The sequence below is a fragment of the Tenacibaculum litopenaei genome, from assembly GCF_964514025.1.
In the GTDB taxonomy this organism is placed as follows: domain Bacteria; phylum Bacteroidota; class Bacteroidia; order Flavobacteriales; family Flavobacteriaceae; genus Polaribacter; species Polaribacter litopenaei.
Map to the genome: position 1 here is coordinate 332,653 of NZ_CAZEQT010000001.1, position 24,501 is coordinate 357,153.

The following is a 24,501-nucleotide window of genomic DNA, read 5'->3' on the forward strand; positions in this document are numbered from 1 at the left end:
ATGTAGTTGGCTCGTTAGCCATCGAAATATACAATTTTTGAAGCGAATTATAGGGGCAAAAAATAGAGATTACCGAAGGAAATCGATAATCTCTAAACAAACATAGAGTGTTTTTGTAACGGGTATCGTATTTATTTTTGAGCCTCGACGTTCCAATAAGCTACGGTTTGTCCGTATTGGAAATATATCGGATCTAAGCCCGGGTTATTTTTGAATAAATACAAGTCAGGATTTTTTTCGAACAATAGAATCACATCGGATCCACCAAATTGGAATTTTCCGAACTCTTGTCCTTTTATAAGTTGGTCTTTGAGTTTAATTTTATCTGTGTACAAATCGACTCCTGATACCTGACACATTCCAATGGGTAAAACTGCTACTTTTCCAACTGCAGATTTTGTGTCGATGATTAGTAGTCCACGTGATTGATAAAATTCATAACCGTCCTCAGCACCATCGGGAGCGTCCCATTGTCCGTCTTCTTGCATAACAACATTTAAGTATACTTTTCCAGGGATGTCTCTAAAATCTACAACTTCTCCACCTACAGGGGTATGAAAGCGATGATAATCAAAAGGACTTAAAAAGTAATGTACAAAAGTTCCGCCGTAAAAGTCTTCAGCATACTCGCTTCCTGCCAGTAAATCGTTGATATTCCCAATAGTATGCGTGTGTTTTAAGGTAAGTTGAGTTGGCTTTCCTGTGGTTTCACTAATTACATTTCCTTCGTTGTCAATAGGGTAGTTCATTTGGAAGGTACAGTCGGCAGGTGCCACGATGGTACTGTTATCATTGGGGGCTGCAATAGGACGAAGTGGTGTAATTCCGGTGGTTGGGTCAGCGTGATTGAATTGTCGGTAAAAGAACTCGTTAAAAGTGTTCCAATTCTTTTCATTTGAGGCATACATGTCAAATTTATACATTCTATCTGCCTTAAAAGAAGCTAAAGATGCTGGAGTTAACGACTCAGGTTTATCTAAAAAGCTACCCCATGCTTTTGCGAAATCGATAAGCCAATCGGAAAAGGCAGGAAAACTCTGCATGGTAATATTGTCGACTCCCTGGTCAATGAGCCAATAAAATTGGCATAATAAATCGTAGATTTTTTGATTATACCCGTTTTTGGTACCATCACTTTTCCATGCATTTGGATACAAGGGGTCTTTTTCTTCATTGGGTACCAGTTGAACGTACTGATCCAAGTAGTTTAAGTAGTTGTCGATATCTGTTGGCCATCCGTTGCCGTTAAAAACTCTATCGATGGCTTTGTATAAATCAGAGTTGAGGTCCTTTTGGGCTCTCTGAACCGCAATTTTTAAAGAAGCAACAAGGGCTTTTTTAATGAGGGGATGACCGTCTAAAATGTTTTGGAGCTCTGCTACAATTGGGGTATGTGTAGTCACTGCTTTGGGGGTTAAAACTGAAGCATGTTTCATAATGTAATGATATGTTAGTTGATTCCTACTCGTAAGGTTTTTCGGTTTCACCTCCTATTAAAACCGAATAGGAACGGATAGTAATTGACTTTTTAAGCTATTGCTTATTTAAGTTAAAGCTAGCCTTTATAGTCAAAGTAATCCTGAAAATGGTTGTGAATGCGCTGTATCATGTCTCAAACGTTCTTGATTTGAGGCATGGAAGTAGTATTGCTATGCTTCAGAAAGCTCTACTGTTCTGATGGTGAGGTCAATGAAAGATGGAACTACAAGTGCTATTGTGAGTAGTTTACCTCATTATTACTTGTAGGGTATGTTTTTTTAATTCCAGTGACTTATTAGAGGGTTATTGTACCTGTAGTTTTTGTTGTTTTACGATAAAATCGAAAGAAAGTTCTGATAAACTCTTGCCGTTTACAGAGGCATTCCAGGCGCCATGACCTTTGTCTACTAAAGGAATCAATTCGGAATAGGCTCCGGAAGCATCGTAGCTGTTTTTTAATTCCAAGGCACTGCTGTATGGAGTGTTTTCATTGGCATCGGCCGTGCCATGAATAATAAGTAAGTCAGGGTCTTGATCATCAAAACGTTGGTGACCATAAATTTCACTTAAAATATCAACTCCCACTTTGGTGCCCCAGAATTCTACAACACTTTGAATTTGATAGGATTGAGAAAGGTGAGTTGAAGTTAAGGTAGGGTCTTGTTGTAAGGTGAGTTCATTGGTGTAGTCTTCTAAATTCGAGACTCCTAAAGTAACTGCGGTAACGGCACCGGCAGAACTTCCTCCAACCGTTAAAAAATCGGTGTTTATACCATAGGTGCTTGCCTTGGAAATTAGCCATCGGAGTGCAGCTTTGGCATCTCTATGTGCGGGGTATATGGCCAAGAATTGCGCTACTGAAGTTGCAGGTAGGTTGTTGGCATAATCAACCCAAGCTTGCGGAACAGTTCCCGTATCATCGCGTAGTCGGTAATCAATGGACAGAAACACCCAACCGCGTGATGCGAAATAGTTAGCCATATCAATAATTTGTGCTGATTTACGAGATCCACCTATAAAGCCTCCTCCGTGAATAAACATAAAGACCGGTCTGTTTTTTGAGTTATTATCAGGTAGGTATAGGTCTAATTTTAACGGGATTTCAGTGGCAGTACTGCTATTGATTTGCTGATGACGAAGTCCTTTGGCATAGGTTATATCGGGAACGATACGTACAGAGTATGCGCTGGAGGTAGTGACTGTAGGAGTATTCTCATCAGTGGTATTTGCAAATGAATTGTCTTTACTACAAGCTACTAGAAAGATACAACCACAAAGTATTGACCATAATATTCTCATTGGAGTAAGTGTTTGGAATTCTTTTAATTAAGACGGTTTATTCGTGGAAAGGTTTAATGATTATGCTTTTAGTAGTTTGTTAGTTGTTTTGTTCTGGAGTCCAAGGAGGTGTTAAAAGTCCGGGATGCCAGTACTTATCAGCCAGCACTATGGATGTTTCAATTTGCCTTTTGGGGATGGACCAATAGTTTTGTAGCAAGGTGTTTTTTTCGTCGGTAGAGAGTATTCGAAACCCGTGTTTTTCATAAAAGGAAATGGCCCAGGTTGCTGCGGCCCAAGTACCAATTAAGATCGGGGCATGACTAAGTCTTTTTAGGTAATTTAGTAGTTTTCCTCCTATTCCTTTTTGCCGAGCAATAGTCCGAACGTAGGCATGCCTGATGAGGGTGACTTCTTTTTTGAATTGGATTCCCATAACTCCAAGAATTCGATTGTCTTCTTTAAAATTGTAAAAGATAACTCCTTCTGTAAGTTGTGTTTGAAGTTCTTGCGGTGACATATACGGCTCTTTCCAGCGATCAGCAGGAATACTACCTTTATAAGCTTTGGCGGCATCGTTGATGATTTCAAGAATACTTTCAAAGTCTTGCGGAAGGATGCTTTTTACGATCATAGTCAAGAGGTTTTGGTGTTTGTCTAAGTTACTGAAAATATGGGGATTGTTTTTGGGAAGGCTTGGATTTCGTTAACGATAAGGCTCAGGTATTAGGTATCTTTTTGAATATAGCTTCATGTGTTTTTGTTGATAGTATGTTCGTATATCTTTTGGATTTTGGTAACGATAAGGCTCAGGTATCTTTTTGAATATAGCTTCATGTGTTTTTGTTGATAGCATGTTCGTATGTCTTTTATAGTTCGTTAACGATGAGGCTCAGGTATCTTATTGAATATAGCTTCGCTTGTTTTTGTTGATAGTATGTTCGTATATCTTATATAGTTCGTTAACGATGAGGCTCAGGTATCTTTTTGAATATAGTTTCATGTGTTTTTGTTGATAGTATGTTGGTATGTCTTTTATATTTCGGTAACGATCAGGCTCAGGTATCTTATTGAATATAGTTTCATGTGTTTTTGTTGATAGTATGTTGGTATGTCTTTTATAGTTCGGTAACGATAAGGCTCAGGTGTCTTTTTGAATATAGTTTCATGTGTTTTTGTTGATAGTATGTTGGTATGTCTTTTATAGCTCGGTAACGATTAGGCTCAGGTATCTTATTGAATATAGCTTTGCGTGTTTTTGTTGATAGTATGTTGGTATGTCTTTTACAGTTCGGTAACAATGAGACTCAGATATCTTTTTGAATATAGTTTCATATGTTTTTGTTGATAGCATGTTCGTATGTCTTTTATAGTTCAGTAACGATAAGGCTCGGGTATCTTATTGAATATAGTTTCATGTGTTTTTGTTGATAGTATGTTGGTATATCTTTTATAGTTCAGTAACGATGAGGTTTAGTTATCTTATTGAATATAGCTTCATGTGTTTTTGTTGATGGTATGTTCGTATGTCTTTTGGATTTCGGTAACGATAAGGCTCACGTATCTTATTGAATATAGTTTCATATGTTTTTGTTGATGGTATGTTCGTATGTCTTTTGGATTTCGGTAACGATAAGGCTCAGGTATCTTATTGAATATAGTTTCATATGTTTTTGTTGATAGTATGTTCGTATGTCTTTTGGATTTCGGTAACGATGAGGTTTAGTTATCTTTTTGAATATAGCTTCGCGTGTTTTTGTTGATAGTATGTTGGTATATCTTTTATATTTCGGTAACGATAAGGCTCAGGTATCTTATTGAATATAGCTTCATGTGTTTTTGTTGATAGCATGTTAGTATGCCTTTTATAGTTCGTTAACGATAAGGCTCAGGTATCTTTTTGAATATAGATTTCGCGTATTTAAAACGTTATTCGAAATTCAGTCGGTAATCCTTCGTCATTGGTTGTTGAGGATGTTGTTAGGAGAAAGGACGAGACAATTTGAGTAAAATGTTGCTAGATTGCAAGAGGAAAACGTAGTGCGTTAATAAATTGGTGTATTCCGGACGGTTTACTGTTGTTTATGTTTTAGTAGTAAACTATAGTCTATAACCGTTCCTAAGGAGTCATAACACGTTTTTTGAAATAGTTCACCAGCTTCGTATTTATGAGTATACTTATATTGACCGTTAGAATAATAAGCGTTGACTACTCCAATTTCTCGATCATTATCGAAAAGAACGTCTGCTAAATGAACTCCGTCATCAATAGCATATACCTTCCAAACACCAGTGCGTTTTCCGTTATGCATGGTACCTTCGGCGGCTAAATGCCCTTTGTCATGATACCATTTCATTGGTCCATTGGCAATACCATCCAGATAATAGCCTTCTGAAATTACGATCCCTTCCGCATTTAATTCTTTTTTATAATCACCAAGAGTAGGGAGTGGGTTGGGTAATTGTGGCGTAATGGTTGGCCTCTTTTTCTGAGATTGACAACCTATCGATACAAGTACGATAATCAGGAACTTCGTTATGTTGTATTTCATGCCTAATTGTTTTTGAGAGATGTATCTTGTTTGTGCACAATTCGTAGAAATAAACACCTCTTTACCGTCCACATAGTCTCAAAATTAAAAAAATAGTGCTAAAGAATAAAGTAATAGAAGCTTTATGAGGAGTGACTGTTAAAAAACTCTCTTAATACTTTTGATAATTGCGTACTAAGAGAGTAAGAAGAGAAATTTTAAGTGTTTACTTAGTAGGCAACGATACAACAGTTCCTGATACAGGCAGTTGGTCCACCAGGGATGATGTTGTTAACACACTGATTACAGCTGTTAACATAGTACGATCCAAAGCCCATACAAGTGCTTCCCATTCCTCCATTGATTTCTTTTTGCTCTGTGGCATTCAGGGTTTTTCCAAGTTTTAAGATGTTTTTTGTCATCATTTTTGAATTTAGTTTTGTGTTTCCCCGAATTTTTTAAAGACACCCGAGGTATATGTCGCTTCTTTGCGAGAGAAGTTGTTATTGTGAGAGTAATTTACTGTTTTTGTTGTTGTATGTCAGCGGGTTAATGGTAAAAAAAGTAAGGTTTTTTGATACTTTTTGAGGATTGGTATTTATAGGATAGCCAAAATAAAAGCCGAACATCTAGTTCGGCTTTCAGTCTATGGGGTTGTTGTTGTACGTTGTTTAACAAACCAAGGATCTGTGATTTTGATAGCATCACTTAATAAATTGGCTATTTCTTGATGGGGTCCTTCCGATTGCGAACCGTATTGGTATTCAAAAGTATAGCTTTGGTCTTTACAGTTGATTATGTAGCTCAACATACATTGCTCACCGAGTTTAGTATCAAAATCATATACACCAGCATGTTGGAGGTATCCTTCATGAATTTGAGCTATGTAATTTTCAAATATGGAAGGGTCAATAATTCCAACATATAAATCGTTGTCTGGGAAGTTGGTCGTTCCATATCCTTTCCGATGTATGGTTCCGTCATTGAATAAATGAATGACTAATGAATGTGTTTTGTTTATAAATAGGTCAATTTGAATACTTTCAATGGTTGTCATAGTGGTATGTATTATTGGTTAGCATGAGTTGTTTTCTGTGGTTTTTTATAAAACTTTATCAAGAGGAGGAGGTGGATTTCTAAAGAATTCTTCTTTTTGTATGTTAATACTACTCACATTGTTTAAATGTATTTTCATGATTTTCGCTCTCTTCATGGATTCTTGGTTTAATGAAATGATTTTTTCTCCAAGTTCTCTTGCTTCTGCGATCAAACTTTTAACTTCGGAAGCCATGTGTTTTGCCTTTTGTAAATTCTTATGCATTTTGGTTGCCGTTGTGTTAGTTCCTCCAAAGAAAGTTTTCATGTTTTGGAAGAATGTTGGAGTGTTTGTTTCTTGTAGCTCTTTAATTTCCTCTGTCATTGTTGTGATTAGTTCTAGTTTTTCTGAACGTTCACTAATAAGTTGAGAAACTTCTACTTGGATTTTTTCTAATTCATTGTTATTTATCGTGAGCTTTTGAAGTGCTTGAACTTCATCTTCTGCTTTTTGAGATAGGTCTAATCCATGCTCTTTACCTGGTTTAAAAGCTGCCCATTCATTTTGATAGGTTTCCCATGGTGGAGCGACTTCCTTTTGTTTGACGTAGAATTTTACATGTTGGCTGATATCTTTATCATGCCAACTGTTTCTTACAAATCGTAATTCTCTAGAGGTAAAAGATGATGACTTTCCACTTGCAATATTGTGTTGTATCTTGTTGGTGTTCAATTCATCCAATACGAAATGGACGTTACGTCCTTGTTTTGCTGTCAACCAGATTCCAAATTTACAAGCGGCGGCAATTCTAACTCGATTTCCCTCCTCTTCCGAACCATGCGGGAATTTGGGGGCTAAATAGCGATGTATATAAAAGATAAAATCTCTATATGCTGTATTGTCTTTGGCGATGTCAGGGGTTTCATCAACAGCGTTTCCATACGAACTTCCTTTTTTGGTTCCTAGGAATAAATCGTTCATGAAATCGGCAATCAATGGTTCATCGAGTTCTGGTTTTGCTACGATCGAGTCGCCATCCATACTGCTGAAAGCTCTATTCATAGCTCCTAGTTTAGGTTCGTAATTAAGTCGATCCTTATAGGTTCCATATATCAAGTCGTTCTTCTTCTTTCGATACTGATCTCCGGGTTTACGTTGAATTGGTTGTTGGTTGAGCGTAGTGGTTTTTAGTTGGGTGGTTTCAGGGTTGCCGCTGAACTCCATTGCCTTAGCTCCCATGATGTCAGCCTCTCTTTCTAGGCCGCTATCGTCATTAATAGGGACTTTTTCTTTAAATTGTCTGGTGGGAGTTACTCTACCTTGTTTTTGTTGAACTACGTGCCAGGCTTCATGTGCTAAATGTTTTTCTTGACCTGGTCCGAGGTAAATATTACTGCCTTGAGCATAGGCGTGTGCTTGCAATTGCGCTGGTTTGTCAGAGTTTCTATGTACTTTAACATCGTCCATGGCATAACCAGAGAGATTTTCAATACCAGATTTTAGTTGATCTGGTAGTCCCGTCCGATTTTCCTGACGTTGAACGGTGCCTGTTTTTGCATCTGTATATTGGTCTGCCATTGATTGCAGTTGGGCGGCGTGTTTGCTTTGGCTACTTTCATCTGCCATTTGCTGTACTACGCTATGGGTAGTTGATTTCACCCTCTTATCGTTAAATTGATAGGTAGGGTTGTTTTTAGTACTGTGTAGCGATTGGGGATCCTTGGCTAACAGTGTTTTACTTTCTTTTGTTTTTTCACTTCGAGCGTTCATATTCGTTTCATTTTTTCGTTGGCTATAGAGCACAACCTTTTAGGGTAACGGTACTTAGGGGGTGTTACCAATTAGTACTAGAACGTAGTAGGTGTTCTATTATAGGGATAGAATAAATTAAAGTTACAAAAATATCTGATAATTCTTCTAGAAAAGAGAAGGAATAAAAACACCCTACCGAAAGGGTTGGTAAGGTGTTTTCAATGTTTATTGGATGCTCGTTAAGATTTTGGAATGCAGCGAGTGATGGTGATTTTGTTTTGCTTCAGTTGAAGTTCAACGAAATTTCCTTCTGTAAACCCTAGTTCTCTGAGCCACTTGCCTACAAGGCGGATTTCAGGAACTTTGATTAGCTTATAACGCGATCGCGGTTGGTATTGAGTTGCAATTTTTAACTGGCGTATATCATTTTTTGAGTTTTGTTTAGCTGCTGTTTTTAACTGAGGAAGTCTTTTTCTTGAATCCTTTTTTTGTTCATTGTCCGAAGAGCAGTTCTTTGTTTTTGTCTTTTTTGTTGGTTGTTTTAGATACGGTTTAGCTTCTTTTGATAGTTGCTGACTACTTTTTTTAGTCTCTTTTTGTACAAGCTGCTCTTCTCGTATTACTTGAAGCCCACCTTTTATAGCTTCTTTTTGTACATGCTGCTCTTCTCGTATTACTAGCACTCTATCTTTTTGTGGGTGTTGCTCTTCTTGTATTACTAGCACTCCATCATTTTGTACAAGCTGCTCTTCTCGTATTACTTGAACCCCATCTTTTAGTGCATTTTTTTGTACATGCTGCTCTTCTCGTATTACTTGCAGCCCATCTTTTATGGTATCTTTTTGTGGGTGCTGCTCTTCTTGTATTACTTGCGGCCTATCTTTTATGGTATTTTTTTGTGGGTGTTGCTCTTCTCTTATTACTTTCACTCCATCTTTATGTGCATGCTGTTCTTCTTGTATTACTCGCTGCCCCCCTTTTTTTGAGTTTTTCTTAATAGCCATTTTAGTCGTTTTTAGGTAATGCTAAGGTATGTTTATTAAGGCTGGTTTGTGTTCTGCATGAAACGTACTGCGGCTTTTATGGAATATCTGAATTTGGCTTACTGTTTTGTTAATTAGGTTGTTAAGGAGAGTAGGTTTTTAATGGCTAGGTCATCTTGAATTGTGGCTCCTTTTTCAGTAAATTGATAGGTAGTAGTTGGTTGGTGAGGGACCACCTCTAATATATCGTGAGTAAAGAGTAAATCCATATATCGCTGAATTTCTTTCATAGGGTTGTAAGTTGCCTTGGAAATTTCGAAGTAGGCAAAAGCGACAACTGTTATGGGCTGTTTTCCATAATTAGAATGAACGTGTAACTCTCTAAACACCTGCTTTAATGTTGGGAAGTGGAATTGAGAGGTGTCGAGCGCTACTAGCAAATCGTCGGTAGCAAGTTTTAAATCCTCTGCTGTTTTTGGAAGAGCGTATAATACCCATTTGAAAAAATATTGAATTAAGAGTAGGCGGTAGAGTTTTCTAATTTTATATTCGTGCTGTTTTAAGGGGAGTACTGTTACTAAAAATGGGACAATCGCCTTGTCTTTACGCAGTTTTGCTGCGGTGTCTAAGGCTTTTTTTCGTCGCTGAATATAGTGTTCGTTGATCATGGATTACCTGTACTTTTCAATCGAAGGTAAAAATAAAACAATTTAATACATTTAGTATTTATGATTACTATACTCGGTTTAGCATGGAAAGGGTATTCAGGGTACAATGTGCAATTATTAAAGGCCATAGGTTTCTCCCAAAACACACATAGGCAATCCCCATGAGTAAACCGATAATGGCAACGGTGATGGATCTCTCTGAGACGTTGTAGGAGTGTCTAAATCCGAAGATAGCTGCTTGTAAGAGCACTGCGAGTACTGTGGCTCCTGTGGTGGAAGAAAAGGTTTTTTCTAACCATGTGATCAAAAAGCCTCTATCTAAGAGTTCTTCTAAAGTGGATTGTAGTAAAACAAAGGGCATGATCACAAAAAACTGGGACCAATTGTTTCTCAACGGTCCGAATTTATCAACAGCCGTAGCTTCTGAATGATCGGCGATGATTTCTAGGGCAAATTGATCTTTTATGAGGTGGAATACGATCAAGCTTGCTGGGACAGCGATCAGGATGCCTAAAGTAATCAATAAGGTTTTTCCTAAATGCTCTGGTTGGGTCAAGCCTAGATCTTTCCAACGAATTCCTCTAGCGTGCATTCGCCACGTTGCGACCAGCAGGGTTGTTAAAGACCAAAATAATCCATTGGCAATAAAATGAAGGCGTTCAAAGTACAGTTCGCGAATCAGAAACATGACGGCAAGGTACAATGCACAGTCTACTAAGAAAGCCAATTGGTTTTTGTGGGTGTTGTTTGAAAATGAGTGGTTTGAAGGCATCTTTTTTATACTGTTTGACGTGTGGTGGACTTAAAAAGTTACAGCGTTGTACTATAAAAAAATGATTATTCGTGCCATACATGTGCTATGCATAGCCCGATCAATGAAAGATCAAAGGTTAAGGTGTTTGCGTAAAGGCCGTGTTATAGGTTTTTGCTTTTAGCAATTTCCAAGCATCCTATTGTGAGGGGCAGTGCCAAACGACTTTTTGGGAAGTACCGAATCAATTCTGAAGGAAGTCGGTGTTTTCGTATCGTAGAATATCGATTTCTGAGGAGATGTTTTTCAAAAAATCCTATTGAGTACGGGCCCTGAGGGGCCCATACTACTTATTTGATGTATTTTTCATATTCTATGACTACAGCACACTTATCGAAGGCTTTCGTAGGGTAGTAATCAGAATTTTTGTCATCTGTTTTTATGTGTCCTTTGAGTTTAACTTCTTCCAATAAATTCGTGTCTTTATTTCGCACGTACGTTAGTTGAATTGAAGAAAAACTAGGGCTGAGTACAGGGTGATCGTATTGATAGGTAATTCCTGTAATATTGTTCTGATTGAGTTTCCCTAGTTTATCTTGAATTATTGGATAATCACGGAACCCAATAAAGCCGGCAAGGGGAGCGTAATAGTTTGAGTTACTCCACTGTATACGAGGTGTATTGTCATAGGTGAAAGTCAACGTAGTGGTTTCGGTTACCTTTTTGTAGTTGATATATGATCGTTTGACTTCTGAGATGTTATTATTGGCATACGTGTAGGTTGCGTAGCGTTTTAGCGTCTTGTTTTTGTCAAAGCTTTCAATTTTTATCAACCTGTCGTTTTGGTAGTTGTAGGTTACAGAGTCGTATACTCCACTGGTCGTGTTGTTTGCGTACAGGTAAGTCCCATTCACTGTGTGGTGGGTAATTTTATTGTCTTTGATGAAAAATCTCTTGAGCTCATTGTATTTTACATTCGATAATCGATCGTCTACAACGACGAATTCAATAACTGCGTCTGAGGGGTAGCTTATTTCATAATCCCACATAAAGGAGTCAGCTCGTTGTATCTTACCTTCTTGGTTATAGTTAAGAATTAGGCCGTCATATGAAAACGGAACATCTGGTGTTTGGTAGCTAATACTCTTAAGACGTTTACTGTAATTAGGAGTTTCTTCATCATCTGCAGGGGCTTTTATAGGTTCGTTTCCTGAACAGTTTAGTAATAACGGAACTGCGAAAAGCAGTAGCATTCGGTTCATGTATTTCATGGTTCAATAGTAAATGATTGCGGTTAATTATTTGTTGGTGTAAGGGAAGTTCCCTTGATTAATTACAATTTTTTTGCAAAGATAACTTTTTTTAAATGCCTGGTTATTACGATTGGTTTTTACGGAATTAATGCGTCGTATGCTGGGATTTGAGGTTTAATTTTACCGAATGCAGCAATTGTTTGAGACGTTTTTCCGAATGCCATTGCCCTTTTAAATAGACTCCGATAACGGTCTGTGTATTTTCGATGTTTTCAAGAGGGTTTTTTGCAAGCATTATCAAATCTGCCAGTTTTCCTGCTTCGATAGTTCCGCTGTGGGCAACGTTGTTAAAGTATCTGGCAGGAACTACTGTGGCAGTTTTTAAGGTTTCATAGGTAGAAAGTCCTGATTGATGGAGTAGTGAGAGCTCTTTGTGTAAAGAAAATCCAGCCACAAAAAGGCCATAGGTGTCACTGCCAGCCATTAAAGGAACCCCAGCTTGGTGAAGAATGTGTGTAAACTGCTGTTGCCAATTAAATTCGCGTTGTAATCGAGCGAGTGATTCGAGGCTTGTAAACCATTTTTTGGAGCGGTAGTTAATGCTATCAGACATCCAGTAGTTTTTGTAGTTCTCAGGCAAGTACTCAAGACTTGGATCACAGTGCAGCTTTTTAGTTTTTTCGGGATTGGCATAGTTGCTAATCATGTCAAAGGTTCCCAATGTTGGTGAAACATAGACACCACTAGATTTTATTTGTTGAGCGATATTCTTAAGTTTTTTAGGAACCGTAAGGTGATGAGGAGGTATGATGTTCAGAAACTCTTCCATATGTGCTATCGATTTCATCCGCAGTGTATAACGCAAAGGAAGTCTACGTTGTCCGTGGCCAATAAGGGGGATAGCGGCCTCTTTGGCACTTTTCAATAATGCCAAATAGGTTTTTTTAGGGAGGTTGTCAGCTAATTTGATATAGTCATATCCTTTTGATCGGTGTTGGTTAACAATTTCCTGTACACTTTGTTGAGCGAAGTGCTCTCTTTTTAAATATGGACCGGCCGTATAGTAGTACGGAGCGAGATATTCGTCGTTTTGGACTTGATTTTTAATTAGAATTTGGTCCTGACCAGGAAATTCGGCCATATTCCTAACCGAGGTAATCCCATTTGCAATAAGAAGTTTGAATTCGTTTTGAATATCATTTTGTTGATGAAAATGTGTTTCACACAATCCGGGAAGGATGTACGAACCCTTTCCGTCAATAATCGTTGTTATCTCGTAGTCACAAGAATTTGAGTTCGGAGCTACTTGCAAAATTCGGTTCCCACGGATGAGTATTCGATGATTGAGAAGTAGGGTGTCTTTATAAATGGGAATAACATGAACATTTTCAATAGCTGTAATTGGTTGTTGTGCCTGGCAAGTGAAAATAATTCCACAGAGTAGAATACTGATAAAGCTAAATAGAATTCGCATAGTTTGTCGAGTTTAATTTTTGACAAACCTATTAGATTCAGAGGGTTGAGGAGTGCAGAATTCGGAACTTTACATAAAATAGCACCTATTGATTTCGAAATTCCTTGGGAGTTAACCCTGTATGTTTTTTAAAATTCGCGTAGAAAGATGTTTTCGAATTGAAGCCGCACTCTAGCCCAATAGCGACAATGCTGTAGTTGGAATAAGTAGGGTCTTTTAGCAGTTGTTGTGTATCTTTTATACGATATGAATTGATAAAGTCAGAATAGCTTAAATGGCTGTTGTTTTTGATTACTTGAGTGAGGTAACTATTACTGATACCTATAGTATGTGCAAATTCATCACGGCTCAATTGTGGATTGTGGTGAATTTTTTCATGGTTTATTAAGAACAAAATTTGTTGGTAATAGTCAGAAGTGTCCGGTTTTCGGTTGTTTGATGCGTGTTGTTGCTTTTTTAAAACGCGAATTTCGTACTGTTCATTGGATAGCTGTAATCGGTATAGACCGTGGTAGATGAGCCAGTATAGAAAAAGAGCGACCAAGTTTGAAATAGCTGTCAATGGAAGCTTTTCATTGTAAATAAAACGGTAGCTCTCCCAAAGAACTCCTAAAAAAATCAATATTGAAAAGTATAACCAGAGTTTACGAAGCCATAAAGTTCGTTCATTTTTAGTGGGTGAGGAACGATGAATGAGGAGGTAAATGTACACTGTGATAACCGTTGGGAACACGATGGATAATAAGCTGATAAACTTATAAAACAATGAACTGTGTTCTAGAATAACTGAAGGTAATTGGTACCAGTGAAAATGGATTCCTAAATAGAGCAGTAAATTGCAACTTGTTAATATGGTAAAAGGAACGTATAAGATTTTAGTATTGCGGAAATCTGTCTTTGTCGCTTTAATAAAAAAGAGTGCCAAGGTGACCGGGTACAGAAATTGCCAAAGCCCAATGTCAAATATGTTCAGAATCCACGGAAAACTGTTGCGATCCCAAAACCAGTTGTTCAAACCAACAAGGGCAATGATGCCTAAGGTATAACCGAGAAATTTATTGGTGTCACTTTTAATAAATTTAGAATACAGGATAACTGCACTTAAAGCAAAGCAATGGGCGATTCCAACAAGCGAACTGATTTCTAGGATTTCGGAAATAACAGCGACCACAATACGATTTTTAAAGTTGTGAAAAATACTAATTAATGCTGAATTTTATAGCTGTGTCTCCCATAAATGCAGTATTAGATAGTGTGCTATTGATAGTTTTAGTAAAAACAAAACTAGTTCATAGCATTGCTGATGAACTAGTTATTGGTATGAATTATAAAATTTATGTGTTACGAAGGTACCGCTGAGGTTGCTTGTCTGTTAGCTTCTAGGAGTACTTCCAGTTCTTTTAAATTTTTTAAGCTATCTGTTCCGTAGCTTTCCTCTGAACGATCGATCCTAAGGAAACTCCAGTCCATAGATTTCGCCCCTTCAATATCAGATTTTAACGAATCTCCAATCATGAGAATTTCATGAGCTTTACACGCTACCTGATCTTCGACTAATTTGAAAATTTTAGGATCGGGTTTGGTGATTCCGAGATTACACGAAAAGAAACTCTGTTTAAAGTAGGTTTGTAGGCGATTGTCGTAAAAGGGTTGCTTGTACGGTGTTGCCAAGTTGGATATCAAGTACAAATCGTAGTGTTCTTTTAGCTTTTCCAATACTTTGTGTACTTCATGGTACACGCTCACTGAGGCTAATTCTTTTTCCAAAGCACTTTGATGCTCTTGGTAGAGCGTATAAAACTCTTCCGGAAACATATCAAACAATAATTTGAGATCTTTGGTCATTACCATATCCATATACTGCGCAAATTCAACACCGAAACCATTACTTGATTGTTTGTAGATATTCACAAAAAAACGCCTGGGAGTTTTTATGTGAATCAGTGTGCTGTAAAGGTCAAATACGAGTACTTTGTAGGTAGGTTTGTTCATTTTGAAGGGTGTGTTAGTATTAGGTGTTATATAAGCAATTTTGGCTCGCTATATTCGTGCTTTTTTCTGGTTTAAAAAAATGAAATCCTCATTTTTCTATTCTAATGCCTTTTAGTTGAACACCTTTCCACCCCATAAGTACATCAAAACTCCCTTCTGAATTTTCAATGAATTCAAAGGATTCTGCTTCTGTTGGATCATCAAAAAATACGGTTTCACTTTCGGCTTTTAAGCTAGCAATCTGTGTGCCCTCTTGCGAAAGTATAAGCCTTTTCTTGTCCGAGCTGATCATCAAAATTAAATTCCCCATATCCGGAAATACGTAAGAGCCCGTATAGGGGGCTAACTGCTGTTCAGATAAATCAATTGCTTTGCGTGTTACTACCTGAGGAAGTGTGTATTCCTGGTCGTTTAAAATATTAGCAATGTCCGCAACCGTTTTTTGAAAGGGAATGGCGTCGTAGTTTGCTAGCAGTATAAAGTGGAAGTCGTTTTTTAAGTCTAAATACACCTCTGCTCGAATACCATCAGAACCGCCACTTTTTTCGATGATCGCCTGTTCATTTTGGAGTAAACTTGCAATGGGAGACTCTTTGAGGTGCGTTAAAAACTTGTGCAAATCGTGAGAAGTTGAAAAAAGACGTGCGGTTTTCAATTCGTCATCGTTGATATTTGGAACACGGAGGATGTTTTCATCATCTTTTTCATGGTTCTTAGCCCACTGGTGTAAATTTAAGGAGTTTCCGAAGAAGTGTGCTCCTGAGTTTGTCATTTGTAAAGGAGTAAAGAGCTCGTCCTGTACAATTTGTGCAAACGGTTTTTGTGCTATTTGTTCGAGTATATAATAGACTATTTCATAAGCAATATTAGAATACTGTTTAGCACTACCCGGACTAAATTGAAGCTCTTGCTGTTTTGCTAAGTCCAAGATTTCTTTACTATTTAACGAAATTGCCGTCTTTTGTGTCTCCTCAAAACTTCTCGGTAAGCCTGAGCTGTGGTTTAAGAGCATTCCTAATGTAATTTTGTCTCCATTTGGAAAGTCAGGGATAAAACTCAATAGCGTATTTGATTTTTCTAACTTCCCTTCTAGCTCGAACTTCTCAACGATATAGCGAGCCATAAGCTTTGATATGGAATGAATGTCAAATTGCGATTCAGTACTTACAAAAGTACTGCTCTGCGGATCGTTGTTTAAATTGTAAGCTTCACACATCAAAACATTACCTTGTTCCATGACGTAGAGCACTCCATTGAGTTTTTTAAGAGTATGAAGAGTATTGAAGTATGTCTCCAGTTCTTCACGGTGCGTACGTCTTTTTTTAGTCGCAGTGTTTGAACAGGTAAAAAAGAGACTGCTAAACAAGACCACAAGTAACCAGCGATTCATGTGTGTTTTACAATTTGTTATGAGGTTAGATTCTTAATTTCTGGTAATATACGTTTATATTTTGAGCTACTGAAATACAGGGGGTTATTTCCGGTTCTTTCTTCTTTTTCTTATGAGCTGAATGAAGGTGGTTACAGGAATTACAGCAAGTAGTAATAGTAAGAACAAGTCGTAATGCTGTTTGTTTGGTTTTTGGTAAACGTAGTAAAAAAAATACCCGTTGATGAGTAAGGTAGCCAATAGTGCTGTCCAAGTTTTGATATTGCGTTTAGAGACGGTTGAGCTGTGAATTACAAAGGTGTCTGAATAATAGTCATGTATCGCTCGTTCATTGTCTGAAACTGCAGAAAAGAGACTGATAAAACGAAGTAAATTGCGGAGACATAGTTGTCGTAAGGATGGGCGACTTCCTTGCCTGTTTACAACAGTACTTTGCGTTTGAAGTTTACCTAAGGTCTGTCCTAAAAAGTATTCCAACAGTAGGTAATAGCAAAATCTGACAAGATAGAATATCCCTATGGCTAAGAAGAGATTCTGATACGTGATAAGAAGCACGCTAAGCGCCAAAAGAGATGACCAAAAAAGGTCGAGGGCAAAGTTTTCTCCTCGATGCTCTTCGCTGGCAAGTTGGAATTGAGGAAATTTGGTATTGGTAATTTTCATAAGACGAGCAATTGTATTCAAGAGCGAAGATAAGTACTCATGGGGTTATTTGAAAGTAGACCTAACTTGAAGTTTAACAGTATTATTAAGAGAATTTTAAGAGTTCCCAGTTGGGCTTCGCTTTGTAAAGCGGTATTTTTGAGGAGAATTCAAGGATGTAGTGATATTTAGAAGAGAAGAAGAAAATCTATGAAAGAAACTTTTTATTTCAAAAACTGGTCTTTCCGTTTTTTTATGGCGTTACTGGGAGTCAACTTGCTTAGTTTTGGCTGCCTGCTAAAGTTGGGGAGTTTTACTTGTGAAGCCTCACAATCGACCGTAAATAGTATCCTGATTTCTGGGCTGACCAACCTGTTTCTAATGGTTGGAATAGCCATGCTTTTTTTTAGTAGACTCAAAGGGGAAGCAAAAGATGTGAAATACTACGTATCCGCAGTAGGGCACGCCTTATTCATCGTTTGGGTGTTCTATGCTGCCCTTATCCAATAAAGAGTAATAGGGGCGATGGTAGTCGGCCTTCAATACCTATCTTTGTAAAAAAGTTGTTGTGATGATTGTCCATGTTCGTTTATTGTATGAATTTCGAGATGAGATGGTTCCAGTGAGTAATGTCGAAGAAATTCGTTCGTTGCTATCAAGTATTCAAGAAGTACCTTCGTTTAATTTTATTGTGTATAAGGTGGGGCTAAAGCCCGTGTATCAATCATTGATCTTGGGATATTCTTCCAGTGGGTATAGCTTGCATTTCGATGATTATACAAATCCTCAATTCGATGGTATTGAAAATTCGAGTGTAGAGGATTTTTATTTTCATTTACATAGTCTTTTAGACCAGGAAGAGTCAGAACGTTGTCGAGATTTTTTTGAAAAGCTAACGCTGCGTAATAAGGAAAAGGAAAAAGAACGCCTAGTTGAGTGGAAAAAGAACTATCGTAAAACCCAACTTCAAGAGAAAAAGCACCAAATAAAAAAGGGAGTGTTCGTTACCGTTGTTTTGGTATTGATGGCCATTGTTGGACTTTGGAAAACCGGCTATTTTAAGTTTTTATTGGAAGAAACAGTTGTGGTAAAGGCAGTTGTTTCGGATGTCGATTTAATTTATAATACCAGCTATATGGGAACAACCCAAAAGTTGAATTTTACTTATTGGGTTAATGAAAAGTACTTTGCGAATTCGGTAGTCATGGATCGGAGTGCTGGTAGGTGTTTCGAAGGAGATACTTTAGTTGTGAAGGTGTTGCGTGAGGATCCTAGCACTTTTGAGATTTTACGGCACATTGAAGGGGCTGAATAATGGAAAGTTCTGATGCGATTTTACGGGGAAGTGCAAACGCCGTTATTTGTATCGATAGGTCTAGAGGCTGTACGATAAGAAAAGACTACGATTTCACAGCAGGGCATTTTTTAGGTAGCAATTAGTCAAGGTACTGAATGAGAAATTGTAGTATCGTGGGTTTGTGTATCTTTGAGAACTTTTAAGGTGCTGTATGAATGGAACATTTCAGCAGTACATGTACGCTATTGATTATGAAAAAGAAACTAATTGCCCTGTGTTTATTTCTCACGGTAAGTCTAGCTCTACGAGCTCAGGACCTTGTCATTCCTCAAAACTTGACCTTGGAATCGCATGACGATTATATAAATACAGAAAAACTCGTCGTCCAATGCATTGATTGGTTACAACAAACTACTTTTGGAGAAGAAAAAGAGGAACGTAAAAAAGTTCAAAACTTTCTTTTGCGTTGGATGTCAGGTAGCCCTACCGTAATGATACAGATCAAGGAGGGACTTATTCCACTTGACAAGCCCGAAATCCTAATGGCCTTTATGCAAGGATGGACCCGATATAGTTTGTTGCATAAAAAAGCTAGCAGCGTTGTTGATTGTGCAATGGCAGGCGTTGAGTACGCCCTCGATGTGTATAATAAAAACAAACGTTACCTAGGAAGGCTGCGGCTTATGGAAAAGCTAATCGAGAGAAAACAAAAGCAGCAATTAAGAATTTTTATTGAAAGGAAATTTAAGTAATTATAGATGAATAGAAGCAATTTGAGGACCCTAGCATTAACATGTATTGCTATGGTAATGAGCGTCGCAATTTGGTCACAAGACACTGTGACTACTGGAGGAAAACAACTAAACATTCCCGGAACAAAGGTGTTTATCACTCCTCCAAGCGGGTTTCAGATAAGCAGTAGTTTTTCTGGACTCGTAAACAACGAGGTTGGAACGATTCAGATTATGGATTTAGATGGAGGGAGCTTTGATTCGAACGCTGCGAAATTTACGAAACAAGCATTGGAAAAAGGAGGATTAACCATCTTGGAGTACAAAGATTTTAAACATGAGGGATTCGATGCGAAATGGGTGTACATGACGAAAGATATAAAATCAATGGCTTTGGTTTTTGGTGATGACAGTTTCAGCGTGTTGGCGATGGCGCTCATGAATACAAACGATGAAAAGGTTATCAATGGGATAAAAGCAGGACTCTTAAGTATAACCTATCAAAAAGAACTAAAAGTTGACCCTTTCCAAAATCTGTTGTTTGAATTAGACGATTCACAAACAGCGTTGCAATTTGCGAAGAAAGCAGGTCCAGTATGGTTGTATAGTAAGCAAGGGAAACTCGAAAATATCGGTGGTGATCATCCGATGGTTATGGTCATGACCATTCCTATATCAGGATCTACAAACCCTAAGAATGCTGTAACTTCTGTATTGAGTAGCTTGGAAGGAAAAGGTTGGTCAGATGCAAAGGTTGTGAGTGAAAGTACGGATCCTGTAAATGGTTTGGAGGGGTATACTACAGTGTTACAAGGAAAAATGAAAGGTAGTGACGTGTTGTTTTTTGCAGAGTCCGTAAAGGTGGGGGCAACCTTTGTGCTAGTGCAAGGCTTTTCTAGGAAGGACTTTAAGGAAGATCTAATCTTGTTTCAAGAACTGGCTAAAACCATTAAGGCAAAATAATAATAAAGACATATAATGGCTACTTGAAAAAGTGGCTGTGTTTAAGATTAAACGAACAAAAAAGACCGTTTTTACGGTCTTTTTTGATTAATTTTTAGTAGAAGATGAACTGGACTTGATTTTTCCCTCAAGCACGTCAATTACTGCTTTTTTGAGTTTTACATAGTCTACTTTTTCGGGAAACGTAGCTTCAAAAAAGGTATAATGTGTTTTTCCTTTATTCATTCCTAAAACGTATTTAGCTCCTTTAATCATGGAAACTGCAAAGGAGTGTTCCGTTTGAATTCTCGATTCAATATTTCCATCGCTATCTTTTATGTAGAAGAGGTGTTTGGTAAACAAGGAACCAGAATCGTCTGGTTCCGCAAATTTTTCATAGGCCATGATGTGTTTGTCTTGCCATTTAAATTGATCAAAACAAAACATAGTTTCAATATTAGTTCCTTGTAAAACTCCTTCTTTATATGCGTTGTACAGTTGTTTTTTATAGGTGGCTGCTTGCTGGTATTCTTTTTTAGCAAAGTGAATTTGTACGAGTTTCGCAACGGTTTCAAAGTCGTTAGGCGCACGTTCCAGAACTTCTTTAAAAGAAGATTCCGCTGGGTCATAATTTTCAGCGAGCTGTTCTAACAATCCGATATTATAGGCAATCTGTAGGTATTCTTGACTGTTTTTATCAATGATGTTTCGTGCTTTATAGTAGGCCGTTAATGCCTTTTTAGATTCGTTTTTTTGATGATAAATAAGAGGAATTATACTAAATGCTCTCGGTTGCAGTGGCTTTAACGTAATTGCCTTTTCATAAGCAGCCAGCGCCTGATCAAAATTATTAGAAGCGTAGTGATTATCGCCAAGACCCACGTAGTAATGGGAGTTTTGGTCGTCGAGTTCAATGGCTTTCTCTAGTAGAGGTACTCCTTTTTGAGGAGTTCCCATGAAGTTGTAAGTGATTCCCTTGATGTAATAAGCATTCGCATACGTGCTGTCTTTCGCAAGAATTGTATTCATAAAATACAGGCATTTCTCATTGTTTTCTTTCATGAAATGCCCCATCCCAACCAAGTATAAAGACTTGTTGCTTAAATGTAATGAGTCTTTTTCATAGGTGATAAGTTCATCGTATTCCGATTGGTCGTACAGGGTTTCTAGTTTTTTTTCAATGGCTTCCTGCCCATGGCTAACCGCGGTTGCCAGAGCAAAAGCTACCGTTACTAATAATTTTTTCATAGTGTATAGTTTAAGGTATTGCTAGCCATCGGTTAAAGGTGGCTAACTTTGTTAGGGTATTTTTTGTAGTGATTTTTTGTTCTAGGTAGGCGAGAGTAATTTTGATTTCAGACTCGCTAAATTGTTGTCGTATCCACTTGACAAGCTCATAAACACTAGGATCCCAGTTGGCTATCAGTGATTCCATTAAAGGACTGAGATTCCGAGTGGTTTTTGGAGATCGTAAGGAAATTAATCTGCAAAAGTAAAATTGATCCGTATAAGGTAGATTTCGGTCGGTGTTGTTGGTTATGTACACTAAGCTATCGACAATAATTTCATCAGAGACCTTTGAAAGGGTTCTTTCTAATTGAAGCAGTCGTTGTTGGCCTATATGTGGAATCAAGTCAACGGAACGATAAAATTCAGCAATAAGAGTTTCTGATGAGTACGCAATATTCATAGTTTCTTTTTCAGTTTTATAGCTTGGCTTAAAGGTACAAAAATATCTGGAGTTATTGATGGGTGGACTTCGTTTAGTTTAAGCCAATTAACGGTACTTGTTGAGTTGTTTTGAGAGCTTTCTTAAGCGAAGTAATCGTCATCTTGGATATCAAAAGGAGGGTTTTGAATTAGTGATTTTGGTACATAGTGCTCCTCTTTTACCTGCTGATTGTGCGCAGGGCTGGAATACGAACAACAAACGTGTTTTTTAAGCTAAAACAATCTTAAAGTTGGGGATTATGAAGACAAAGACCAAGTTTCTTTTCATTGCGGAATGGTTTTTGGATTGATACTGCTATTCGATGGCTACAGGCCTTGGTCATCGTGAAATAGGAAATGAATTTGTTGGGCAATTTGGCGAGTCGTAACAAGCGGTTCTAAAAATCGTCTAATAGTTAAAAATGATTAGGAAAGTATGAAAGAAATTCCATTGAGTAAAAGAAAGTTAACAATACTATTGATAGGAGCTTTGACCTTAGTACTGTTGAGTATGGGGTTGTTGGTTGAAAAACCTGAGCTGTCGAGTACTATTATCGGAAATGTCTATTTAGTGCTAACAATAGGGTGGGCCGGACTTATTTTTTTCGGGTTAATAGCAGCAATTTGTATCCAGAAATTGGTGGATCCCAAAATGGGATTAGTGATCAGCGATAAAGGAGTAAATGATAATTCCAGTGGCTTGTCTTTAGGGTTGATCCGTTGGTCTGATATCGTTGAATTTAAGAAATTAGAGAAAGAAAATCAGAAGTTTGTCCTCTGTGTTTTAAAAAATCCAGATAATTATATAGCAAAAGTGTCGAACGTTTTGAAACGAAAGTCCTTGCAGTTAAACCAACGCCTTTATGGGACGCCTGTTCCTATATCGTCACAGGCACTTCAAATTGAGTTTGACGAGTTGTACTTGGCTCTCAATAAAGGCCTGAGAACTTATAAGACCATGGCTAATATTAGGTCCTAAGACCTGAGTATATTTTCAATTTTTTTACCACGTGCAAGCTCGTCTACTAGTTTGTCTAAATAACGCGCTTTTTGGGTAAGTGGATTCTGAATTTCTTCTACGCGATATCCGCAAATAACCCCCGTTATTTTTGAACTATTAGGATGCAGGTTGGCCTTTTCGAAGAACTCGCGAAAGCTCAGTTTTTGGTCAATGGTGTTTTGTAGTTCTTCTTCTGTAAATCCTGTGAGCCAAAGAATAACACGATGCAGTTCCGCTTTGGTTTTTCCCTTCTTTTCTACTTTGCTCACGTAATGAGGATATACTGAGGCAAAGGTCATTTGAGCAATGCGTTCATCGTGATGACTGGTTGATTTCATAAGAGTTGTTTTTAAAACTCCAAGATACTGAAATTATACGAGTTTGCTAAAAGGTTAGTGGGGAAGGAACAACAAAATAAAATGGGGGACTGGCTGTAGTAAAAGCCCAAAAGTATTTTGGGCTCTTAGCTATTAGTTTTTGGAAAAGACTACAATTAGGGCAATGATTAGCAATCCGAGTAAGACCGCAAAGAAAATTTTCCAGAAGGAATAAGGGCGCTTTCCTGAAATCGCTCCCGTTTGACCGTTAATAAAAAATTTGTACGACTGACCGTTGTATTGATACGACGAAATGAAGACAGGTAAGAGGATGTGCTTGAAGGTTTCTTCCGATAACTGTACGTCAATTTGATGTACGCGCTGCGTGTCTCCTCCAATGTCTTGCTTTGCCCATCGCGTGGCGATGCGCTCTGCTTCATTTTTTGACTTTCGATGTCCGTCAGTAAGTGGCAAGGTGTACTTTTCTGTGATGTAACCTGCTAAGTATTTTGAATTGAACGGAACCAATGCCTTTAAATTCCAATGAGCAATTTTCTCAGGAATTTGATTATTGCGTTGTTTTGAGGCACTGATAAGCGTGTCGTCAACAAAGCCATTTACGTTTCCAGAGGCGGAGCGCCATCGGGTTTTTCGTACCTGTCTTGTTTTGGAAACGCTTTTTCCGTTTTCAGTGGTGGTATAGTGTTCTGTTTCGTAGTAGTAGGTTCCTTGTTCTCCGCGATAGCGTGCGTATAATTGGGCGTCGAAGGTCCAATAGGGAACGTAAAGTCCTTTGGTTCTTTGAGGGTCTAGGGCTGCTTTTTTGAGGTTGTTCGGAGCAAACCAAAGCCCGTTAACCCATTTTTTGAATACCTGATACGACTTTTGTTGGTCGAGCTGGAAAGGAAGAACTGCTCCAGGGAGTATCCATTCTTCGTTGTGCGCATCTTCAATAATCAAAGGTTGGCTACAATACACACAATGCAGTGATTTGTAGTTTTCTTCAATATGTTGATTGGCACCGCAGCTTTTACAGTGCAGCATGCTAATTTCTTGGGTGTGCGATTGGGATCCCATCTTTTCGAGATAGGGGTACAGTTCGAGTTCTTCGAAAGTACTCGTCTCTTCTATGGTTTCTTCATAACCACAATACTCACAACTAACTTCTGATGATCCGGGTTTGTAGGTAAGTTCCGCGCCGCAATTGATGCAAGGTTTTTTTTGCTCGGAACGCTTAATAGTTTCTGGGTTCATATATGATGATCATAGCAACCT

The 24,501-nt window shown here is 38.0% G+C and carries 25 protein-coding genes; 5 read left to right on the top strand and 20 right to left on the bottom strand.

From position 1 onward, the window contains the following. Window positions 1-131: 131 nt before the first annotated feature. From ACKTS5_RS01390 to ACKTS5_RS01465, 16 genes are all read right to left on the bottom strand, one after another. Window positions 132-1,436: a phosphatidylserine decarboxylase gene (locus ACKTS5_RS01390; protein WP_408042037.1), complete on the bottom strand. Its 1,305-nt coding sequence runs from the start codon at window positions 1,434-1,436 to the stop codon at window positions 132-134. Between the two features lie 346 nt (window positions 1,437-1,782). Beyond that, on the bottom strand, window positions 1,783-2,778 hold the full coding sequence (locus ACKTS5_RS01395) for a carboxylesterase family protein (protein ID WP_408042038.1): 996 nt from the start codon (window positions 2,776-2,778) through the stop codon (window positions 1,783-1,785). Between the two features lie 79 nt (window positions 2,779-2,857). Beyond that, window positions 2,858-3,391, bottom strand: a complete 534-nt coding sequence (locus ACKTS5_RS01400; protein ID WP_408042039.1) for a GNAT family N-acetyltransferase — start codon at window positions 3,389-3,391, stop codon at window positions 2,858-2,860. Window positions 3,392-4,829: 1,438 nt separating this feature from the next. Beyond that, window positions 4,830-5,309: a toxin-antitoxin system YwqK family antitoxin gene (locus ACKTS5_RS01405; protein WP_408042040.1), complete on the bottom strand. Its 480-nt coding sequence runs from the start codon at window positions 5,307-5,309 to the stop codon at window positions 4,830-4,832. 209 nt (window positions 5,310-5,518) lie between these two features. Then, entirely contained in the window at window positions 5,519-5,713 is a 195-nt protein-coding gene (locus ACKTS5_RS01410) for a hypothetical protein (RefSeq protein ID WP_408042041.1), read from the bottom strand. A 221-nt stretch (window positions 5,714-5,934) separates the two neighbouring features. Continuing rightward, the gene (locus tag ACKTS5_RS01415; protein ID WP_408042042.1) at window positions 5,935-6,345 is read right to left on the bottom strand and encodes a hypothetical protein; all 411 of its coding nucleotides are present in this window, start codon (window positions 6,343-6,345) and stop codon (window positions 5,935-5,937) included. A 45-nt stretch (window positions 6,346-6,390) separates the two neighbouring features. Then, window positions 6,391-8,094 (bottom strand): eCIS core domain-containing protein, encoded by a 1,704-nt coding sequence (locus tag ACKTS5_RS01420; RefSeq protein ID WP_408042043.1) that lies wholly within the window; start codon window positions 8,092-8,094, stop codon window positions 6,391-6,393. 221 nt (window positions 8,095-8,315) lie between these two features. Further along, a complete protein-coding gene (locus ACKTS5_RS01425) occupies window positions 8,316-9,080 on the bottom strand; it encodes a SymE family type I addiction module toxin (protein WP_408042044.1) in 765 nt (254 codons plus the stop codon). Window positions 9,081-9,193: 113 nt separating this feature from the next. Continuing rightward, the gene (locus ACKTS5_RS01430; protein WP_408042045.1) at window positions 9,194-9,727 is read right to left on the bottom strand and encodes a hypothetical protein; all 534 of its coding nucleotides are present in this window, start codon (window positions 9,725-9,727) and stop codon (window positions 9,194-9,196) included. A gap of 67 nt (window positions 9,728-9,794) precedes the next feature. Then, window positions 9,795-10,499, bottom strand: coding sequence for a CPBP family intramembrane glutamic endopeptidase (locus ACKTS5_RS01435; protein ID WP_408042046.1), 705 nt, complete (start codon window positions 10,497-10,499; stop codon window positions 9,795-9,797). A gap of 329 nt (window positions 10,500-10,828) precedes the next feature. Then, entirely contained in the window at window positions 10,829-11,749 is a 921-nt protein-coding gene (locus ACKTS5_RS01440; RefSeq protein WP_408042047.1) for a hypothetical protein, read from the bottom strand. A gap of 127 nt (window positions 11,750-11,876) precedes the next feature. Beyond that, entirely contained in the window at window positions 11,877-13,205 is a 1,329-nt protein-coding gene (locus tag ACKTS5_RS01445) for an amidohydrolase family protein (protein WP_408042048.1), read from the bottom strand. Between the two features lie 85 nt (window positions 13,206-13,290). Further along, complete coding sequence (locus ACKTS5_RS01450) at window positions 13,291-14,376, bottom strand: helix-turn-helix domain-containing protein (RefSeq protein ID WP_408042049.1); 1,086 nt, start codon at window positions 14,374-14,376, stop codon at window positions 13,291-13,293. Between the two features lie 170 nt (window positions 14,377-14,546). Next, a complete protein-coding gene (locus ACKTS5_RS01455) occupies window positions 14,547-15,197 on the bottom strand; it encodes an HAD family hydrolase (protein ID WP_408042050.1) in 651 nt (216 codons plus the stop codon). An 88-nt stretch (window positions 15,198-15,285) separates the two neighbouring features. Further along, complete coding sequence (locus ACKTS5_RS01460) at window positions 15,286-16,587, bottom strand: serine hydrolase domain-containing protein (protein ID WP_408042051.1); 1,302 nt, start codon at window positions 16,585-16,587, stop codon at window positions 15,286-15,288. A gap of 84 nt (window positions 16,588-16,671) precedes the next feature. After that, on the bottom strand, window positions 16,672-17,250 hold the full coding sequence (locus tag ACKTS5_RS01465) for an RDD family protein (RefSeq protein WP_408042052.1): 579 nt from the start codon (window positions 17,248-17,250) through the stop codon (window positions 16,672-16,674). A 189-nt stretch (window positions 17,251-17,439) separates the two neighbouring features. Here ACKTS5_RS01465 and ACKTS5_RS01470 point away from each other — a divergent pair, with 189 nt between their 5' ends. From ACKTS5_RS01470 to ACKTS5_RS01485, 4 genes are all read left to right on the top strand, one after another. Continuing rightward, window positions 17,440-17,739, top strand: a complete 300-nt coding sequence (locus ACKTS5_RS01470) for a hypothetical protein (RefSeq protein WP_408042053.1) — start codon at window positions 17,440-17,442, stop codon at window positions 17,737-17,739. Window positions 17,740-17,800: 61 nt separating this feature from the next. Then, complete coding sequence (locus tag ACKTS5_RS01475) at window positions 17,801-18,544, top strand: hypothetical protein (protein WP_408042054.1); 744 nt, start codon at window positions 17,801-17,803, stop codon at window positions 18,542-18,544. A gap of 233 nt (window positions 18,545-18,777) precedes the next feature. After that, window positions 18,778-19,278 carry a hypothetical protein gene (locus ACKTS5_RS01480; RefSeq protein ID WP_408042055.1) on the top strand — a complete coding sequence of 167 codons (501 nt, stop codon included), beginning with the start codon at window positions 18,778-18,780 and terminating at the stop codon, window positions 19,276-19,278. Window positions 19,279-19,284: 6 nt separating this feature from the next. Further along, a complete protein-coding gene (locus tag ACKTS5_RS01485; protein ID WP_408042056.1) occupies window positions 19,285-20,220 on the top strand; it encodes a hypothetical protein in 936 nt (311 codons plus the stop codon). Between the two features lie 87 nt (window positions 20,221-20,307). Here the strand turns inward: ACKTS5_RS01485 and ACKTS5_RS01490 are convergent, their stop codons facing one another. Both ACKTS5_RS01490 and ACKTS5_RS01495 read right to left on the bottom strand, forming a co-directional pair. Next, entirely contained in the window at window positions 20,308-21,447 is a 1,140-nt protein-coding gene (locus ACKTS5_RS01490; RefSeq protein WP_408042057.1) for a tetratricopeptide repeat protein, read from the bottom strand. A 10-nt stretch (window positions 21,448-21,457) separates the two neighbouring features. After that, the gene (locus ACKTS5_RS01495) at window positions 21,458-21,889 is read right to left on the bottom strand and encodes a hypothetical protein (protein WP_408042058.1); all 432 of its coding nucleotides are present in this window, start codon (window positions 21,887-21,889) and stop codon (window positions 21,458-21,460) included. A gap of 456 nt (window positions 21,890-22,345) precedes the next feature. Between ACKTS5_RS01495 and ACKTS5_RS01500 the strand changes: the two genes are divergently transcribed. Beyond that, complete coding sequence (locus ACKTS5_RS01500) at window positions 22,346-22,888, top strand: STM3941 family protein (protein ID WP_408042059.1); 543 nt, start codon at window positions 22,346-22,348, stop codon at window positions 22,886-22,888. Here ACKTS5_RS01500 and ACKTS5_RS01505 read toward each other — a convergent pair. Both ACKTS5_RS01505 and ACKTS5_RS01510 read right to left on the bottom strand, forming a co-directional pair. Further along, window positions 22,885-23,247: a DUF2200 domain-containing protein gene (locus tag ACKTS5_RS01505; protein ID WP_408042060.1), complete on the bottom strand. Its 363-nt coding sequence runs from the start codon at window positions 23,245-23,247 to the stop codon at window positions 22,885-22,887. The genes ACKTS5_RS01500 and ACKTS5_RS01505 overlap by 4 nt on opposite strands. 132 nt (window positions 23,248-23,379) lie before the next feature. Continuing rightward, window positions 23,380-24,480 carry a DNA helicase PriA gene (locus ACKTS5_RS01510; protein WP_408042061.1) on the bottom strand — a complete coding sequence of 367 codons (1,101 nt, stop codon included), beginning with the start codon at window positions 24,478-24,480 and terminating at the stop codon, window positions 23,380-23,382. Window positions 24,481-24,501: the final 21 nt, after the last annotated feature.

Excerpts from the sequence above, each read along its gene's own strand:
- ACKTS5_RS01390 (WP_408042037.1), bottom strand. The coding sequence starts at position 1,436 with ATGAAACATGCTTCAGTTTTAACCCCCAAAGCAGTGACTACACATACC.
- ACKTS5_RS01395 (WP_408042038.1), bottom strand. The coding sequence starts at position 2,778 with ATGAGAATATTATGGTCAATACTTTGTGGTTGTATCTTTCTAGTAGCT.
- ACKTS5_RS01400 (WP_408042039.1), bottom strand. The coding sequence starts at position 3,391 with ATGATCGTAAAAAGCATCCTTCCGCAAGACTTTGAAAGTATTCTTGAA.
- ACKTS5_RS01405 (WP_408042040.1), bottom strand. The coding sequence starts at position 5,309 with ATGAAATACAACATAACGAAGTTCCTGATTATCGTACTTGTATCGATA.
- ACKTS5_RS01410 (WP_408042041.1), bottom strand. The coding sequence starts at position 5,713 with ATGATGACAAAAAACATCTTAAAACTTGGAAAAACCCTGAATGCCACA.
- ACKTS5_RS01415 (WP_408042042.1), bottom strand. The coding sequence starts at position 6,345 with ATGACAACCATTGAAAGTATTCAAATTGACCTATTTATAAACAAAACA.
- ACKTS5_RS01420 (WP_408042043.1), bottom strand. The coding sequence starts at position 8,094 with ATGAACGCTCGAAGTGAAAAAACAAAAGAAAGTAAAACACTGTTAGCC.
- ACKTS5_RS01425 (WP_408042044.1), bottom strand. The coding sequence starts at position 9,080 with ATGGCTATTAAGAAAAACTCAAAAAAAGGGGGGCAGCGAGTAATACAA.
- ACKTS5_RS01430 (WP_408042045.1), bottom strand. The coding sequence starts at position 9,727 with ATGATCAACGAACACTATATTCAGCGACGAAAAAAAGCCTTAGACACC.
- ACKTS5_RS01435 (WP_408042046.1), bottom strand. The coding sequence starts at position 10,499 with ATGCCTTCAAACCACTCATTTTCAAACAACACCCACAAAAACCAATTG.
- ACKTS5_RS01440 (WP_408042047.1), bottom strand. The coding sequence starts at position 11,749 with ATGAAATACATGAACCGAATGCTACTGCTTTTCGCAGTTCCGTTATTA.
- ACKTS5_RS01445 (WP_408042048.1), bottom strand. The coding sequence starts at position 13,205 with ATGCGAATTCTATTTAGCTTTATCAGTATTCTACTCTGTGGAATTATT.
- ACKTS5_RS01455 (WP_408042050.1), bottom strand. The coding sequence starts at position 15,197 with ATGAACAAACCTACCTACAAAGTACTCGTATTTGACCTTTACAGCACA.
- ACKTS5_RS01460 (WP_408042051.1), bottom strand. The coding sequence starts at position 16,587 with ATGAATCGCTGGTTACTTGTGGTCTTGTTTAGCAGTCTCTTTTTTACC.
- ACKTS5_RS01465 (WP_408042052.1), bottom strand. The coding sequence starts at position 17,250 with ATGAAAATTACCAATACCAAATTTCCTCAATTCCAACTTGCCAGCGAA.
- ACKTS5_RS01470 (WP_408042053.1), top strand. The coding sequence starts at position 17,440 with ATGAAAGAAACTTTTTATTTCAAAAACTGGTCTTTCCGTTTTTTTATG.
- ACKTS5_RS01475 (WP_408042054.1), top strand. The coding sequence starts at position 17,801 with ATGATTGTCCATGTTCGTTTATTGTATGAATTTCGAGATGAGATGGTT.
- ACKTS5_RS01480 (WP_408042055.1), top strand. The coding sequence starts at position 18,778 with ATGAAAAAGAAACTAATTGCCCTGTGTTTATTTCTCACGGTAAGTCTA.
- ACKTS5_RS01485 (WP_408042056.1), top strand. The coding sequence starts at position 19,285 with ATGAATAGAAGCAATTTGAGGACCCTAGCATTAACATGTATTGCTATG.
- ACKTS5_RS01490 (WP_408042057.1), bottom strand. The coding sequence starts at position 21,447 with ATGAAAAAATTATTAGTAACGGTAGCTTTTGCTCTGGCAACCGCGGTT.
- ACKTS5_RS01495 (WP_408042058.1), bottom strand. The coding sequence starts at position 21,889 with ATGAATATTGCGTACTCATCAGAAACTCTTATTGCTGAATTTTATCGT.
- ACKTS5_RS01500 (WP_408042059.1), top strand. The coding sequence starts at position 22,346 with ATGAAAGAAATTCCATTGAGTAAAAGAAAGTTAACAATACTATTGATA.
- ACKTS5_RS01505 (WP_408042060.1), bottom strand. The coding sequence starts at position 23,247 with ATGAAATCAACCAGTCATCACGATGAACGCATTGCTCAAATGACCTTT.
- ACKTS5_RS01510 (WP_408042061.1), bottom strand. The coding sequence starts at position 24,480 with ATGAACCCAGAAACTATTAAGCGTTCCGAGCAAAAAAAACCTTGCATC.